A 15,085-nucleotide genomic window follows, 5' to 3' on the forward strand; every position below is an offset into this window, starting at 1 on the left:
AATCCTATTGATGGGTTGACGTCCATGATAGTGAGACAACGGCAGCCGACCTATGCCGGGTCATCTGCAAGCCTTGCCTATTTCTATCAGGACCGATAGAAATCCGTCGTTCGCTAGCGTGCTTTGGCGAAGGCTGCACTGCACAGTCCCCCTGCAATTGCCAACAGCGCCCCCGCCACTGCCATGCCTGGCCAGCCGTAATGCTGCGCAGCCGCCGCCCCGAACGATGAGCCCAAAGCGCCACCAACGAAATACACCATCATGAACACGGTGTTCAGACGACTGACGGCATCCGGCTGCAACGCGAGCACGCGGGTCTGATGGGCAAGCTGATTGGCACGATTACCCACATCGATGAATGTAGCGGCCAGAAGTACCAGCGGCATCAACGCCACCTGCCCGGAAAACCCCAGCGCGACGAATGCAGCCAACGCCAACCCAGCCCCAAGACAGGACAGCGACAGGCTGTATCGCCTCGTCAAGCGCCCAAGCGTTGAGGCGCAGGCGATACCGACCATTGCCGAAAGCCCGATCAAACCCGATTGCAATGTGCTGAACCCGTAAGGCGGTTGCGCCAGCAGGCCTGCCATCGAACCCCAGAACACATTCAGCGCGCCGAACAGCAGGCCGCCACAGAGCGACGAGCTCCATAGGGGCGGATACCGGCGGATCAGTTGCCACAACGAACGCAGCAGCGCCCCGTAGTGCAACGTGCTGGACACCTCGCTGCGAGGCATGCGCGTAGCAATGGCCAGCAACACCAATACATCCAGGGCTGCAGCGACGGTGAACATGCCGCGCCAGCCCAACCAGTGCCCAATCGCGCCACTGATCGTGCGGGCCAACAGGCCACCGGCGGACAGTCCGCTGACCATCTGACCCAACACCCGCCCACGATGCTCGGCATCGACCCATTTCATGGTGCCGGGAATGATGATCTGCGCGCTGATCGCCGATACCCCTATCGCCACGCTGCTGAACAGCACGGCACCGAAGCTGCAAGTGCTGGCACACCACAGCAGGCTGGCGATGTTACCGGCCAGCAATGCCATGATCACGTGCCGTCGCTGAACGCGATCACCCAAAGGCACGAACAGCAACAAGCCCAGCGCATATCCTAGTTGCGTTGCAGTGGCCACTTGGCCGGTGTGTGCACTGGAGACCGCAAAGCTTTCGCCTATCAGCGGCAGCATGGCTTGGTTGTAATACGCCGTGGCCACCGACAGGCCGCAGCAGATGGATAAAACGACACAATCAAGCGCGGTCAGCGCCTTCCTGGCTGGTGTCATGGCGTACTCCCCGATGAGATACCCGCCACGTTAGGCAAGGAACCGGCGGATTCCTACGCCTAAAAGCATCAGGCTCTTGCTCAATGCTATCGCGGCCCCATGAACGTCCAGCCATCGTGGATAAGCCTTCAATCGGTGCGCTGGTCAAGCCACTGTCGAAATGTAGCCAGCGCCGTCGATTCCGGTTTGTTCAGGGGCCATGCGAAGTAATAGGAAAAACTGTGCCGATCCACCACCCGTTCGAACGGCATGCGCAGCAACCCGGCCTCCAGATCCTTGCTCACCAGTGATTTCTGCGCGACAGCAACACCATGGCCTTCAATCGCTGCCTGATAGGACAGCAATGACGTTTCGTAGCGCATGCCACGATAGGGATTGACCTGAGTCACTCCGGCTTCGCGCAGCCACAGTGCCCAATCGTCCAGCCGTGCCAAAGAATGCAGCAGCACCTGATCCGCCAACTGCTCCGGCGAACGCAAGTCAGCGCTGAAGGCAGCCCCCACGACCGGCACCAACTCGTTGCGCGTTAGCATCTGGGTACCGATACCGGGCCAGTCGCCGCCGCCCAACTGAATACCGCCGTCGAGGTCTTCATGCTCGAAATCCAGAGCAGCCGGTGAGGTGGTCAACTGCACGTCGATGGCCGGGTGTGCGATGTGAAACCCTGCCAGCCGCGGAATCAGCCAACGCACGGCGAAGGTCGCGGGCGCCCGGATCTTCAGGAGTTGGCGCCGCGACGAGCCGCCCACGATGGCGTTGGTCGATTCGCGCAGGGCGTTGAACAACGGCACGATGTCGGTCAGGTACCGCTGGCCCGCTGGCGTTAGTTCCAGGCCGGTGGGCATGCGCCTGAACAGCTGCACAGACAGATAATCCTCCAACGCCTTGATCTGCCGACTCACCGCAGCCGGGGTGACCGAAAGCTCGTCCGCCGCGCGCGTCACGCTGAGGGATCGCCCGGTGGCCTCAAACGCCTTGAGCGGATTGAGCGGCGGCAAAGGCCGAGAATTCGCACCGTTGTTGCTCACGGAAAACCTCCATGCCGAAGCCGTGAATGGCTGGGCCTATTGAGTCTCGGAACTGCGCTTACGGTCAAGCCGTATACCCCAGACTGCCGCCACCAGAATACAGGGCAGCAGGGAGGCCACCGAATACACTATGCCCGCCAGCGGATCGCCACTCCAGTTGACCAGCGCCAAGCTGATCATCGGCAAGAACCCACCGAACAGGATATTGCCGATCTGCTGCGATAACCCGAACCCGGTAGTTCGGCTTTGTGGCGGAAAGCTGTCAGCAATGAACGCTGGCAGGGGCGCCATCACCATCGCCGTCAACGCCGCGAGCAACGTGACACAGGCGATCACCGTGGGCCATGACTGGACTTTCGCCGAATCGACGATCTGCGAAAAGCACGGATAGGCCACGACCGCCCAGAGCACCATGCCAATCAGCATGACCCAGGCGCGGCCATAGCGATCACTGACTGCACCGAACAGCGGATACAGCGGCGCGGCGATGAGGATGGCGACGCCAACGCACAGGTTGGCCTCGAACACCGGCACAGCCAGCACGTTCTGCAGGAAATACAGCATGTAGATGATCGAGGTGTACAGGGTCACCGAGGTACCGCCCTGTGCACCGAACACCGCCACCAGCAGATTTTTCCACGAAGCACGGCTAGTCAACGTGTCGGCCAGCGGTGAGCGCGACACCCTGCCCTCCTCCTTGAGTGCCTGGAAAACGGGTGTTTCTTCCATCCCGAGGCGGATGTACGTGGCGACGAGGACGATCGGTGCCGAGATAAGAAATGGCACCCGCCAGCCCCAAGCTGAGAAGTCGGCGGGTGTGAGGGAAACATTGAGCAGGGACACCACCAGCAGTGCCAGTAGCAGGCCGAGGCTGGCTGTACTCTGCAGGAAGCTGGTGAACAGGCCGCGCCGCTCACGCGGCGCGTGTTCCATGACGTAGACCGCCGCAGAGCCATACTCACCGCCCAGCGCAATGCCCTGGACAATGCGCAGAAGGACCAGGCACACCGGAGCGAACAACCCCGCCGACGCATAAGTGGGCAGGCACCCCATCAGCACGGTCGATGCCCCCATTAGCACGAGGGTGATAACGAACGCCCGTTTGCGCCCAATGCGATCTGACATCGGACTGAAAATCAGCGTGCCCAGTGGACGCGCGAGGTAAGCCACGCCGAAAGTGCCCGCCGTGAGAATCGACGAAACGAAGGGGTCGAATTCAGGCAGAAACAGAGCCTTCAGGGTGCTGCCCAAAGCGACGTACACGAGAAAGTCGTAGTACTCGAGCATGGTGCCAAAGCTGGCGGTGCCCACCACGCGCGACATGCTGGGCCGGTAAGATGAAGCGATTGCGGCGATGTTCATTGATTGAATCCTCTTATTGTTATGGGTCTACAGCGAACGGTCAGTGCGCGCAGGCGCTACTAGACGATGCTAGAAACGCGGATACGGCGGCTTTGTGTTCAGCGCCGCATAGCAGGATTGCCTGCATGCCGCCTGCAGTTTCCAAAGCCTGAGGCAGGTCACTGCTGGCCGCCTGACGGACCAGGCGTTTGGCCAGACGCAAGGCCTTGGGAGGAGCGTCGGCAATGGTTCGGGCCAATTCGTCAACTGTGCTGTCGAGCTCCTCCACTTCTACTGCGTGATTGATTAGCCCCATCTGCATGGCCTCTTCGGCGCTGTGGAACTGACTAGTCAGCGTCATCTCCATCGCCTTTGCCAATCCAACAGCACGGGTCAGAAACCAGGCACCGCCGATGCCCGAGATCAACCCCAGACGCAGGAAACTCTCGGCCAGACGGGCATTTTTGACCGCTACGCGCAGGTCACACATCATTGCCAGATCCAGCCCTGCGCCGACGGCTGAGCCATTGATCGCAGCGATGACAGGGACCTCGACGGCCTGCATGGCTAGGGTGATGCGATGCAGGTAACGGCGGAGGCTTTCGAGCACATCTTCGGTGGCGCCTTGCATCAGGTCTTCGCCTTTCTGCATGTCCTTGACGTTGCCGCCGGTACAGAAGTGCCGACCACTGCCCCGCAGGATTACGCAATGGATATCGGTACGATCGTTGATACTTTCCAGTGCTTCGGCCAGTGCAACGCACATGGGCGTTGACAGGGCATTACCGGTCTCTCTGCTGTTGAGGGTCAGGTGCAGCACTGCACCACGTTGTTCGATCAAGACTAAATCAGGCTTTACTGAGTTCATGGAACACACTCTCTCGTTGAACGTTGTTGTTATCGATGGCTGAAGAACGGCGCGCGGCGCTCCAGAAATGCCTCGCAGCCTTCGCGCTGATCCTCAAGCGCGAAGCTGCCGTGGAACGCGCTGCGTTCGTAGGTCAGCCCTTCTTCCAGAGACGTTTCATAAGCTCGCGCTGTGGCAGCCTTGATTGCCAGCAACACGGGCAGCGAATGTCGTGCAATGGACTGAGCGACCGATAGCGCCACATCCACCACCTCTGCGTCCGCCACGACTCTCGATACCAGCCCCGAGGCGAGCGCCTGGACTGCCGTGATGGGCTCTCCGGTCAGGTTCATTTCCATCGCCAGGGACTTTCCTACCGCACGGGGCAGACGCTGGGTTCCCCCCGCTCCAGGGACCAGCCCGAGTTTGATTTCCGGCTGTCCGAACAGCGCACTTTCACCGGCCACGACGACGTCGCAAATCATCGCCAGTTCGCAGCCTCCACCAAACGCATAGCCACGCACGGCAGCGACAACTGGTTTACGCAGCGCGCTGACGGCCTGCCATTCGGCCGCCAAATAATTTTCGAGCACTGCACGGGCGTAGGTCATTTCGGCCATGGCCTGAATATCTGCGCCAGCGGCGAAGGCACGTGATGACCCAGTCAGTACGATCGCGCGGGTTTCGGTATCGGCGTCCAGGGCTTGCAGCAACCTGCCCAATTCCGTCATCAGTTCACTGGTCAACGGATTGAGGGTGTTGTGACTGGTCAGCGTGACTAGTGCAACGGCCCCCTGCCGTTGCACCGTAACGATCGAGTCGCTCATGCCATTGACTCCTGAGGCAAACGAAGACCTATGGCGCCCGCAGCCTCGAACGCCTCTATCTGTTGTGCGCTGTAGCCGAGCGCGATGAGAATTTCGGTGGTGTGTTCACCCACTGCCGGAGGTGGCTTAAGGGGGGCGTCGGAATGACTGTTGATGGCGAAACCCGGCATGCGCAACACCCCAGCTTCGTCATGCAACAGCTCGACTTCCACACCGCTCTGAAGGTACTGGTCTGTGTCGATCAATTCGTCATAACGGGCGACTGGAGCGCACAGAATGTCCTGAGCCTCCAACCGCTGCAGCCAGCCTGCGGAATCTCGGCTGCTGAATCGTTGTTCGAGCAACGCATGCAACTGCGCCCGGTTTTTGACCCGTGACGGGTTATCGATAAAACGCTGGTCCTGCACAAGCTCGGGCACTTCCAGCAACGTGCACAGTGCGACCCAACGAGCCGGGTGATAGGCAGCCACCATGATCCAGCCGTCAGCGGTCTTGAACGCTTCGTTCGGAGCTGCATACGGCGCCGCGCTGCCTGTCTTTTCAGGCGTCTGCCCCGTCGCCAGGAAGCTGCTTATCGACAGGTGCTGCAACATCAACGTGCAGTTGTACAAACTCACGTCCAAATGCTCGCCTTGCCCCTGATGCTTAAGGCCATTCAATGAAGCAAGAATCGAGATCGCCGCCAAGTAAGCAGTCACCATGTCGGCGATTGGAATCGGCACTTTGGAGGGGTTGGATTGAGGATCGCCCAGCATGCTCATCAGCCCGGTTACAGCCTGGATAATGCCGTCAACGCCGGGACGATTGTGCCAGGGGCCTGTTTGCCCATAGGCCGACACCGAGCAATACACCACGTCAGGGTTAAGAGACTTGACCGTGTCGTAACCCAGACTCAGCTTAGCCATGACACCAGGCCGAAAGCTTTCGATCACGACATCTGCGCCACTCATCAACTCCAGCGCGATCATGCGGCCCTGTTCAGTTTTCAGGTCCAGGGCAATGCCGCGCTTGTTGCGGTTTACGCTGAGCGAAGTAACACTCTGGCGCTCTTGCCAAGGCGGCCCGATGGCGCGCCCCAGTTCACCGCCCAGCGGCTCCACCTTGATCACGTCCGCGCCCATATCGCCGAGTAACATGCCGCAGACCGGCCCCGCCACAATGTGCGAGAAATCCACGACCCTTATGTTTTTCAAGCTGTCGGTCAACATCGTCAACACCCTATGTGCACTCGTACGTGCCGTTTTTGTAATGGGTCGAGCATAGGGACGGGGGGGGCGAGGCGGCTATCGATTTTATAGTTGGGACCAGTTGAGTTTTTGTTAAGTGCGATGTCTCAATAAGCTTGCTCTCGAAGATGATTAGAATCTCCACCTAAACTAAGGTCGTAAGTTTTGGAAAGGCCTACTTGCTACAACTTACCCAACACGGTTTTGTACCGGCGACCGTGTTTCAAAAGCGTCAATGCCTCCACAATAGAAGGAGACCCCGTCATTCGGTCTTCGCGAGATAAGTCCTCAACGACCGGGAGGCACTTAACAAAACAGGACATCGCCGACGCTGTCAGAAAAGCGCCAGCGTATAGGTCAGGATCAAGCGGTTCTCGTCGACGTCGCGGGAAAAATCATTGCGTGCAATCCCGTTGCGCCAACGCACACTAAAATTTTTCAACGGCCCGCTTTGCACCACATACTGCACTTCGATGTCGCGCTCCCACTCATTGCCCTCCTCTCCATTCTTCAGACCGATGTTGTCACCGCTGACATACAACGTACGAAACGTTAGTCCGGGAATGTCAAGGCTGGCGAAGTCGAAGTCATAACGCAGTTGCCATGATCGCTCTTGGGGCTCGTCGAAGTCATTGATCAACACGAAGTTGGGCAGATAGATATCGGTGCCATTGACGTAGGGTACGGCGGTATCGCCACCGTTGTGCACGTATCCGAACGTGATCGCGTGGCTCAAGAGGCTGTAGGTGAACGCGCCGCTTAAAGAACGACTGTCCACCTTCCCGCCCTTACCCGATCCTGCTTCGTCACTGACGAAATAGCGGATATCACTCTTGAACTTGCTCTCACCAAATTGTGACGTATGCACCAGCCCGAAGTATTGCTGGCGGTAGATGCCTTCAAGTTCAGCGCTTTGGTAGGTCAGTGCGAGATTGGGCGCCACTTTGTAGGTGCCGCCACCCATGGTGAAGTGGTCAGATCCAACGGTGCCGCGAAAGCGTCCGTTTTTGTTGAATAGCGCCAAGTCCTCGGAGGCAACCTTTGCGCGGTCGGTTTCACGATCAAAACGCACACCGGTTAATGCTAAAGACCTGATATCGCCAGAGTCGAACGTGATTCCCTGGAAGACCTGAGGCAGCATCCGACCGTTATTGCCGATCAGAGTAGGCTGCACGGGCTGGAATCCGTTGCCCAACTTGACTTCCGTATTCGATATCTTGACCTTGCCTATCACTCCGCCCTTGGAAAATTCGCTGGGCGCGCGGCCGTTGCCATGTACCGGAAGCAGACCCGAGTTGGTGCGGTCCGGACTGGAATCCAGTTTCAGGCCCAACATGCCTACCGCATCAATGCCGAAACCGACCACCCCCCGAGTGTAGCCCGAGCGGTAATCGATCAAAAAACTTTGTCCCCACTCATCCCGCTTGCTCTGCCCAGAGCCATCGCGGAAATCGCGATTGAAGTAAAAGTTTTTGGTAATAAACGTCGATCTACTGTCCTCAATAAACCCTTCAGCCGACACAATCGTGGTTAATATCGACAAAGCCAAAACACCACCAGCAGTCCGGAAAATTTTGTTCTTGTTGTTCATGACGTCTCCAATGCGGTTTGCAGGCACGACGATAGCCGTCGCCGCCAAGCCAGCTGCTTTTTATAATTATGGAAAAGAGTTTTATTGCCTTAGAGAGATGGGCGATCGCGGCCTTGCTTTAAGGCAGTGAAATCGCAACTCGGCAACGAGCATCGGTGACCTCGAGAACAGGACCAATGCGCGATCAGCATGGAAGAAAGGAATTAGCGTCGCTATCGACTTTCTTTAATGTGGGGGTTGAGTTTTTATCAACGCGACAGGGCGATATTCGTGAATATTGGATTAGGCAAGGAACGAAGATGAAACGGCATTCGCAGCTATACGGGTTAACCCTAACGTGGGCACTCAGCTTTCGCGCTGAATTAATATTCAACGATTGGAGATCAGCCCATGTTAGTCGTTTACAACCCTGCCGATGGCAGCGAAGTTGGCCGTGTTCCGAAGAGCGATGCAGCCTCCGTCAGCGCAGCCATCGATCGCACCTGTGCAGCCTTTCCCGAATGGTCCGGGAAACTGGCGAAGGAACGCAGCGATATCCTTCGCCGCTGGTTTGAAAGCGTCAGGGCAGACAAGGAAGCTTTCGCCGAATTGATGTCGAAAGAAAACGGCAAGTGTCTGTCGGATGCCCGTGGCGAGATCGATTATGGCCTGGGGTTTATCGAATGGTACGCCGAAGAAGCCAAGCGCGTTTATGGCGATACCATTCCAACTCATGACAAGAACGCTTCGGTCGTAGTGACCAAAGAGCCGGTCGGGACCGGTCGCCGCTATCACGCCGTGGAACTTCCCGTTCATGATGATCACCCGCAAGGTCGCCACCGCCTTGGCAGCGGGATGCACGATGATCATCAAGCCCGCCGAAGACACACCGCTGACCGCTTTCAAACTGCTGGAACACGCCCGCAAAGCCGGCATCCCGGAAGGCGTTCTGGAGATGGTGGTCGGTGATCCGAAGCAGATTGGCGAACTCATCACGTCCGATCCGCGTATCCACAAAGTGTCGTTCACGGGCTCCACCAACGTGGGTAAGTTGCTGGCGGCGCAGTGCGCACAAACCATCAAAAAAATGACCATGGAGCTGGGCGGCAACGCGCCGTTCATCGTCTTTGACGACGCCAACATCGAAGAGGCTGTCAAGGGGCTGGTGGGCGCCAAGCTGCGTAACTCCGGTCAGGTGTGCATCTCTCCGAACCGGATTTTCGTTCAGGACACCATCGTCGATGCGTTTCTGGAGAAGGTGAAGGCAGCGGTCATCGCGATCGATGTTGACCAAGGCCTGCGCGAAGATTTTGTCGTTGGCCCGATGATCAATCAGACAGGCTTCGAAAAAGTCGCCTCGCTGGTCGAACAGGCCAAAGCTGCGGGCGCGAACGTAGTGCTGGGCGGTAAACCTCACACCAAAGGCGGACTGTTCTACGAGCCAACGATTCTGACGGGGCTCACCGACGTTTCCCCGCTTGCGAAAAATGAGATCTTCGGGCCGGTGTTCGCCGTCTACCCATTCTCCACCGAGGAGGAAGTCATCAAACGCGCCAACCAGACCGAGTTCGGTCTGGTTGCCTATGCCTACACCAGCGCGCTAGGCCGTTCGCTGCGCTTGTCCCGTCAGCTTGAGGCCGGCATGGTCATACTCAACTCGGGCTCTGTAGGTACCGTTTCGATTCCGTTCGGCGGGATCAAGCAGTCGGGCTATGGCCGCGAAGGGAGCTATTACGGCATTGAGGAATACGTGCACATCAAGTACGTATTGATGGCGGGCGCCCAATTGTAATATTCGCTCGAAACGCGGGGAGGCCACGCCCTCCCCGTTTTTCATTTTCCGTTTCCATATTACAAAGGCTCCGCGCCCGATCTTCCTCATGCTCGTCTTCATGCTCCAGAAGGTTTGCATCCAAGACATGAGCACCCAACGTTGCACTCTTCAGCGCATGACCTATACGATCGTCGCCACTCTGCGATATGAAATCGACTGGCGGTTGAGCATCCCTCAGGGACGCTCAAACAATGGATGGGGGGACGCGGAAGCTGGCCCGGGTGAGTACGAAGATGAGTTTTAATGTGCTCGCCTACAACACGAAACGGGTCATGAAAATCATCGTTGCTCACGGTATGATGAAGGTGCTGTTGGCATAAAAAGGCTAGTTTTGGCCCATCCCTGAGGCTGTAAAAACAGCGTTGACGTGTTCTAGGTCGCGACCTTTCTGATCCGCGGCATTGACCGCGCGATCGCTCAGCCAACGAATGTCGATAATCCAAAAAAATGCGCCCGTGAGCGTTTTACACACTCTGGCTAAAAGAGGTCACTCCAACTAATTGCCTATGTCTGGTGGCATAACACTGCCACTACCGGAAGGGCGAGCACAGAGGGCTGAGAACCAGGTCTCCCGCGCTTGGCCATCACAAAGCATATGCCAAATGACGCGATAGACGGATAGCCATCCTAACCGATTAATTTAAGTCAGGTTTTCTCGCAAGTTTCATGCAAAGCGTCATAGTTGTGATCTAGATATTGACATATCTCAATATCTAAAATAGCCTTTAGCTGCACCACCAATCCTATTATTTGGGAGAATCAAAATGCATAACCTTCGAGAAATCCCTCCAAGCTACCTTCCGGATCAGAGCTACGGCCTGTTCATCGACAACCAGTGGGTTGACGGTGAAAGTGGAGAAACTATCGATAGCCACAATCCGGCCAACGGCAAGTTTCTCACCCGTATTCCGAACGCGAATGCCGCAGATGTCGACCGAGCTGTACAAGCCGCCAATCGTGCTTTTCTGAGCTGGCGTACCACGACCGCTATAGAACGATCCAACGCCCTGCTGAAAATTGCCGACCTGCTGGAAATTGAATTTGAACGCTTTGCCATCTTGGAGTCGCTTGATGTTGGCAAGCCTATTCGCGAAAGTCGATCAATTGACGTGCCTTTGGCCATCGACCACTTTCGATATTTCGCCGGTGTGATTCGTGCCCATTCTGATGAAGCCGTGATGCTCGACGAGCAGACTCTCAGTATCACACTGAGTGAGCCTCTTGGTGTCGTTGGCCAGGTAATCCCGTGGAATTTCCCGTTGCTCATGGCAGCCTGGAAAATCGCCCCTGCCATTGCTATGGGGAACACCGTTGTCATTAAACCTTCAGAGATGACCCCAGTCACCATCCTGGAACTCGCAAAAATCTTCGCAAAAGTACTCCCGGCTGGCGTTGTAAATATCGTTACGGGTACAGGTGTTACCACCGGCCAACCCTTGCTGGATCACCCGCTAATTCGCAAATTGGCGTTCACCGGATCTACCGGTATTGGCGGGGTCGTAGCTGCCGCTGCAGCCAAGAAAATCATTCCAGCAACACTGGAGTTAGGCGGTAAATCAGCAAATATAGTTTTCCCCGATGCCAATTGGGAGAAGGCGGTTGAAGGAGCGGCCCTAGCCATTCTTTGGAATCAAGGCCAAGTTTGTGAATCCGGTGCACGCTTGTTCGTTCATGAGTCAATCTACGAGCGCTTCCTCGGCGAGCTGAAGAAAAAATTCGAAGACGTGCGGGTTGGAGATCCGCTGTCACCGGAAACCATGATGGGGGCCCAAGTTAGCGAAACACAGATGAATCGAATTCTGGGCTATATCGATATTGCTCAGACAGAGGGCGCAAACGTCCTAGTTGGTGGAGGTCGCCTGACGGGTGGTGAATACGACGCAGGATTTTTTATCGAACCAACAATTTTGGTCGACGTACGCAATGACATGCGTGTGGCGTACGAAGAAATCTTTGGTCCGGTTCTTTGTGTGATCCCGTTTACAGATGAAGCGGAAGTTATCGCCTTCGCAAACGATTCGGAATATGGGTTGGCGGGTGCCGTTTGGACCCAAGACATTAACCGAGCTCTGCGGGTAGCACGCGCCGTTGAGACCGGACGGATGTGGGTGAACACCTACCATGAAATCCCTGCCCACGCACCGTTTGGCGGGTATAAAAAATCCGGTATTGGGAGGGAGACGCATAAATCGATGCTAGAGGCGTACAGCCAGAAAAAGAACATCTATGTGAGTCTTAATGAGGCGCCGCTGGGGCTGTTTTGAGGCGAATTTACTCTTGGACATTTACTCAGTTAAATCGAATTATTTAGATATTTAGGTGAACGAAATGAAAAGCTCCGTATTGTTCAAAAAAGCTCATCTGGGTCCGTACACTCTGAAGAATCGAATTGTTCTCCCACCGTTGACACGCTCCCGCAGCTCCCAGCCGGGTAACATTCCTAACGATCTAATGGCTACTTATTACGGTCAACGTACTGGTGCTGGGTTCATGGTGACAGAGGGTACTCAAATCGAACCTCGAGGACAGGGATATGCCTGGACGCCAGGTATTTATAGCGCGGAGCAGGTATTGGGTTGGCGTAAAGTCACGGACGCCGTTCATGCAGAAGGGGGGGTGATCTTCGCACAGCTGTGGCACGTGGGTCGCGTTTCGCATAACTCTCTTCAGCCTGGTGGTGATGCGCCAGTGGCGCCCTCGGCGATCGTGGCTGATAACGTAAAGGTCTTTATCGAAACCGGGCCTGGCGAAGGTGCGCTAGCCCTGCCGTCGACACCGCGCGCACTATCTACTGCAGAAGTAAAGGAGTTGGTTCAGCTGTATGCCGAAGCCGCTCGCAATGCTCTTGACGCTGGTTTCGACGGGGTCGAAATTCACTGCGCCAATGGCTATTTGGTTAACCAATTTATATCGGCCCATACCAACCGGCGTGACGATGAATACGGTGGTTCACTGCAGAACCGGCTGCGCTTTTTGAAAGAAATCACGCAGGCGGTGGCGGAGGTCGTTGGCAATGACCGCCTGGGCATACGCTTTGCTCCTCTGTTTGCAACCACTGATGAAGATCGTGTCTACCTTGGTTTGGTTGAGGAGAATCCGCACGAGACCTATATAGAGGCGATCAAGGTACTCGAGAATATTGGTATCGCCTATTTGTCACTAGCCGAAGCTGATTGGGAGAACGCCCCCGAGTTGCCGGAGACTTTCCGAACGGCTGTACGGAAAAATTTCAGTGGCGCAATTCTCTATGCAGGCAAGTACACCGCCGAGCGTGGCATCCGCGTAATCGAAGAGGGCTGGGCCGACCTGATTGCCTTCGGACGCCCTTTTATAGCGAATCCAGATCTGCCCGAACGCATCGCTAACAACTGGCCGCTAAACCAAGTGGATCCGACCAGCATGTATGGCGGTACTCACAAAGGCTACACCGACTATTCCACTTATCAGGAATAGTCGCTGTGAGCCGCGCCCCCCAAGGCGCGGCTCAAGCTTCGAACTGGAGATGCGGATGGATGGCAATGGCCAAACGCATCAGTCGAAATCGATAAAAGGCTGGTCCACGGTTTTACAGACTGACCTTGCCAATATTAGAGACATGATTATGTATCAACCAAGTGCAGTGCCCTATGAACAGCATCGAGGTTTTCAACGTACGTTCAAAGCCGGACGCCTCAGTCTGGGCATTTTTTTCCCCCTTGAAGCCTTTGAGGGTGATACCCCAACCATGCTAAACCAGGTTGCATTGGCGAAGCGTGCAGAGAAACTCGGGTTCTCGGCACTCTGGTTTCGAGATGTGCCGCTCAGGGATCCAAGTTTCGGTGACGTAGGACAGGTTTTTGATCCATGGGTCTACATGGGGTTTATTGCCGCGCACACATCAGAAATTTCACTCGGCACGGCGTCCATTGCGCTACCTCTGCGCAATCCTTTGCATACCGCTAAGGCAGCCACAAGCGTTGATCAGCTAAGCGATGGTCGTCTTTTGCTGGGAGTTGCTTCAGGGGATCGTCCAGTTGAATTCCCAGCATTCGGCATTGATCCGGACAGTCGTGACAAGATTTTTCGAGAACACCTGACTGTGATAAGGCAAACACAACGCAGCAGTTTCGAGCCCCTTCAGTGGAGCGGTGGCGCTCTGGTTGGCGCAGATTTGGTCCCAAAGCCGACAACAACTGAAATCCCATTTTTTGTGACAGGACACAGCCGTCAGTCCCTGGACTGGATTGCCCGTAACAGCTGCGGATGGATTAGCTACCCCCGGCCTCCTACCGCACAGAAATTGACCGTCGAAAAATGGCGAGAAGAAGTCGAAAAGCAATGCGGAAGCGTTTACAAACCTTTTTTACAGTCGCTTTACATTGATTTGGACGCTTCCCCCCAATGGCCTCCCTCCCCTATCCACTTGGGCTATAGACTGGGTAGAGACCATTTGGTGACGCTTTTGCAGCTACTCCAAGATGCAGGTGTTGATCACGTCATTCTGAATATCAAGTATGGCCGTCGGCCTGCAGCTGAGGTAATCGAAGAAATTGGCACTTACGTAATGCCTCACTTCGGCTCAAATTGACCGGGCGCGCAGGATGGCAGTGTGAGATTGCTTAGAATTAGCCATTCGTCATGAAGGAACCGTATGAGCTCGTTCGATCTGATGGAACTGATGTGCGAATAGAAGCAAATTGTCGTAATATCGAGAAAAAGAGATACCGAGAAATTTATGAGCATCGATATTAGTGAAGCACTCAAGGCGCTCGATAACCCGACCCGTCTAGCGATCCTCGGTTGGTTAAAAGAGCCCCGAAAGAGTTTTCCCGAACAGGAAGTCGATCCAGACAAAGTTGGCGTGTGCGTAAGCATCATCCAGGAGCGCACGGGACTGTCTCAATCGACCGTGTCGCTTTATTTGGCGTCGCTGCAACGTGCGCAATTGATCACGTCCCAACGAATTGGTCCGTGGACGTACTACAAGCGGCACGAGGGGAATATTTCTGCTTTCTTTGAAAAGCTGCAAGCCCTGATCTAAAGCAGCGATAAAAGCCCTCCCTCTCTCTGCAGCGTCTGGCTTGATGGCTAGTTTCGCCGCTGCTCTACAAGCAATCAGCCATCAATGTTCAGCCGCCCCATGC

General features: G+C 55.8%; 12 protein-coding genes and 2 pseudogenes. 7 read left to right on the forward strand and 7 right to left on the reverse strand.

The genetic code is table 11. The features are described 5' to 3' along the window. Positions 1–113 precede the first annotated feature (113 nt). The 7 genes from AC3ITA_RS14040 to AC3ITA_RS14070 all read right to left on the reverse strand — a co-directional run bounded on the left by AC3ITA_RS14040 (position 114) and on the right by AC3ITA_RS14070 (position 8,149). A complete protein-coding gene (locus AC3ITA_RS14040) occupies positions 114–1,289 on the reverse strand; it encodes an MFS transporter (protein WP_489280712.1) in 1,176 nt (391 codons plus the stop codon). A 128-nt stretch (positions 1,290–1,417) separates the two neighbouring features. Continuing rightward, positions 1,418–2,317: a LysR substrate-binding domain-containing protein gene (locus AC3ITA_RS14045; protein WP_489280713.1), complete on the reverse strand. Its 900-nt coding sequence runs from the start codon at positions 2,315–2,317 to the stop codon at positions 1,418–1,420. Between the two features lie 36 nt (positions 2,318–2,353). Continuing rightward, entirely contained in the window at positions 2,354–3,679 is a 1,326-nt protein-coding gene (locus tag AC3ITA_RS14050; RefSeq protein ID WP_489280714.1) for an MFS transporter, read from the reverse strand. Between the two features lie 40 nt (positions 3,680–3,719). Beyond that, positions 3,720–4,526 (reverse strand): enoyl-CoA hydratase/isomerase family protein, encoded by an 807-nt coding sequence (locus tag AC3ITA_RS14055; RefSeq protein WP_489280716.1) that lies wholly within the window; start codon positions 4,524–4,526, stop codon positions 3,720–3,722. Positions 4,527–4,555: 29 nt separating this feature from the next. Next, positions 4,556–5,332 carry an enoyl-CoA hydratase-related protein gene (locus tag AC3ITA_RS14060; RefSeq protein ID WP_489280717.1) on the reverse strand — a complete coding sequence of 259 codons (777 nt, stop codon included), beginning with the start codon at positions 5,330–5,332 and terminating at the stop codon, positions 4,556–4,558. Beyond that, complete coding sequence (locus AC3ITA_RS14065) at positions 5,329–6,540, reverse strand: CaiB/BaiF CoA transferase family protein (protein ID WP_489280718.1); 1,212 nt, start codon at positions 6,538–6,540, stop codon at positions 5,329–5,331. Before AC3ITA_RS14065 ends, AC3ITA_RS14060 begins: the two co-directional genes overlap by 4 nt. A gap of 352 nt (positions 6,541–6,892) precedes the next feature. Further along, a complete protein-coding gene (locus AC3ITA_RS14070) occupies positions 6,893–8,149 on the reverse strand; it encodes an OprD family porin (protein WP_489280719.1) in 1,257 nt (418 codons plus the stop codon). 390 nt (positions 8,150–8,539) lie between these two features. Between AC3ITA_RS14070 and AC3ITA_RS14075 the strand changes: the two are divergent. The 7 genes and pseudogenes from AC3ITA_RS14075 to AC3ITA_RS14105 all read left to right on the forward strand — a co-directional run. After that, positions 8,540–8,842, forward strand: a pseudogene (locus tag AC3ITA_RS14075) (aldehyde dehydrogenase family protein); the annotation flags it as partial. Positions 8,843–8,945: 103 nt separating this feature from the next. Next, positions 8,946–9,920: an aldehyde dehydrogenase family protein gene (locus AC3ITA_RS14080; protein WP_489280780.1), complete on the forward strand. Its 975-nt coding sequence runs from the start codon at positions 8,946–8,948 to the stop codon at positions 9,918–9,920. A 204-nt stretch (positions 9,921–10,124) separates the two neighbouring features. Beyond that, positions 10,125–10,282: pseudogene (locus tag AC3ITA_RS14085) on the forward strand (IS5/IS1182 family transposase); the annotation flags it as partial. 444 nt (positions 10,283–10,726) lie between these two features. Further along, the gene (locus AC3ITA_RS14090; RefSeq protein ID WP_489280721.1) at positions 10,727–12,226 is read left to right on the forward strand and encodes an aldehyde dehydrogenase family protein; all 1,500 of its coding nucleotides are present in this window, start codon (positions 10,727–10,729) and stop codon (positions 12,224–12,226) included. 64 nt (positions 12,227–12,290) lie between these two features. After that, positions 12,291–13,415 (forward strand): alkene reductase, encoded by a 1,125-nt coding sequence (locus tag AC3ITA_RS14095; protein WP_489280722.1) that lies wholly within the window; start codon positions 12,291–12,293, stop codon positions 13,413–13,415. A 148-nt stretch (positions 13,416–13,563) separates the two neighbouring features. Further along, on the forward strand, positions 13,564–14,529 hold the full coding sequence (locus AC3ITA_RS14100; protein WP_489280782.1) for an LLM class oxidoreductase: 966 nt from the start codon (positions 13,564–13,566) through the stop codon (positions 14,527–14,529). 147 nt (positions 14,530–14,676) lie between these two features. Further along, positions 14,677–14,982 carry an ArsR/SmtB family transcription factor gene (locus AC3ITA_RS14105; RefSeq protein WP_489280724.1) on the forward strand — a complete coding sequence of 102 codons (306 nt, stop codon included), beginning with the start codon at positions 14,677–14,679 and terminating at the stop codon, positions 14,980–14,982. The last annotated feature ends 103 nt before the right edge of the window (positions 14,983–15,085 follow it).

Source organism: Pseudomonas sp. GL_090, from assembly GCF_057837765.1.

Coding starts and splice junctions, on each gene's coding strand:
- AC3ITA_RS14040 (WP_489280712.1), bottom strand. CDS start 1,289: ATGACACCAGCCAGGAAGGCGCTGACCGCGCTTGATTGTGTCGTTTTA.
- AC3ITA_RS14050 (WP_489280714.1), bottom strand. CDS start 3,679: ATGAACATCGCCGCAATCGCTTCATCTTACCGGCCCAGCATGTCGCGC.
- AC3ITA_RS14055 (WP_489280716.1), bottom strand. CDS start 4,526: ATGAACTCAGTAAAGCCTGATTTAGTCTTGATCGAACAACGTGGTGCA.
- AC3ITA_RS14060 (WP_489280717.1), bottom strand. CDS start 5,332: ATGAGCGACTCGATCGTTACGGTGCAACGGCAGGGGGCCGTTGCACTA.
- AC3ITA_RS14065 (WP_489280718.1), bottom strand. CDS start 6,540: ATGTTGACCGACAGCTTGAAAAACATAAGGGTCGTGGATTTCTCGCAC.
- AC3ITA_RS14070 (WP_489280719.1), bottom strand. CDS start 8,149: ATGAACAACAAGAACAAAATTTTCCGGACTGCTGGTGGTGTTTTGGCT.
- AC3ITA_RS14080 (WP_489280780.1), top strand. CDS start 8,946: ATGATCACCCGCAAGGTCGCCACCGCCTTGGCAGCGGGATGCACGATG.
- AC3ITA_RS14090 (WP_489280721.1), top strand. CDS start 10,727: ATGCATAACCTTCGAGAAATCCCTCCAAGCTACCTTCCGGATCAGAGC.
- AC3ITA_RS14095 (WP_489280722.1), top strand. CDS start 12,291: ATGAAAAGCTCCGTATTGTTCAAAAAAGCTCATCTGGGTCCGTACACT.
- AC3ITA_RS14100 (WP_489280782.1), top strand. CDS start 13,564: ATGTATCAACCAAGTGCAGTGCCCTATGAACAGCATCGAGGTTTTCAA.
- AC3ITA_RS14105 (WP_489280724.1), top strand. CDS start 14,677: ATGAGCATCGATATTAGTGAAGCACTCAAGGCGCTCGATAACCCGACC.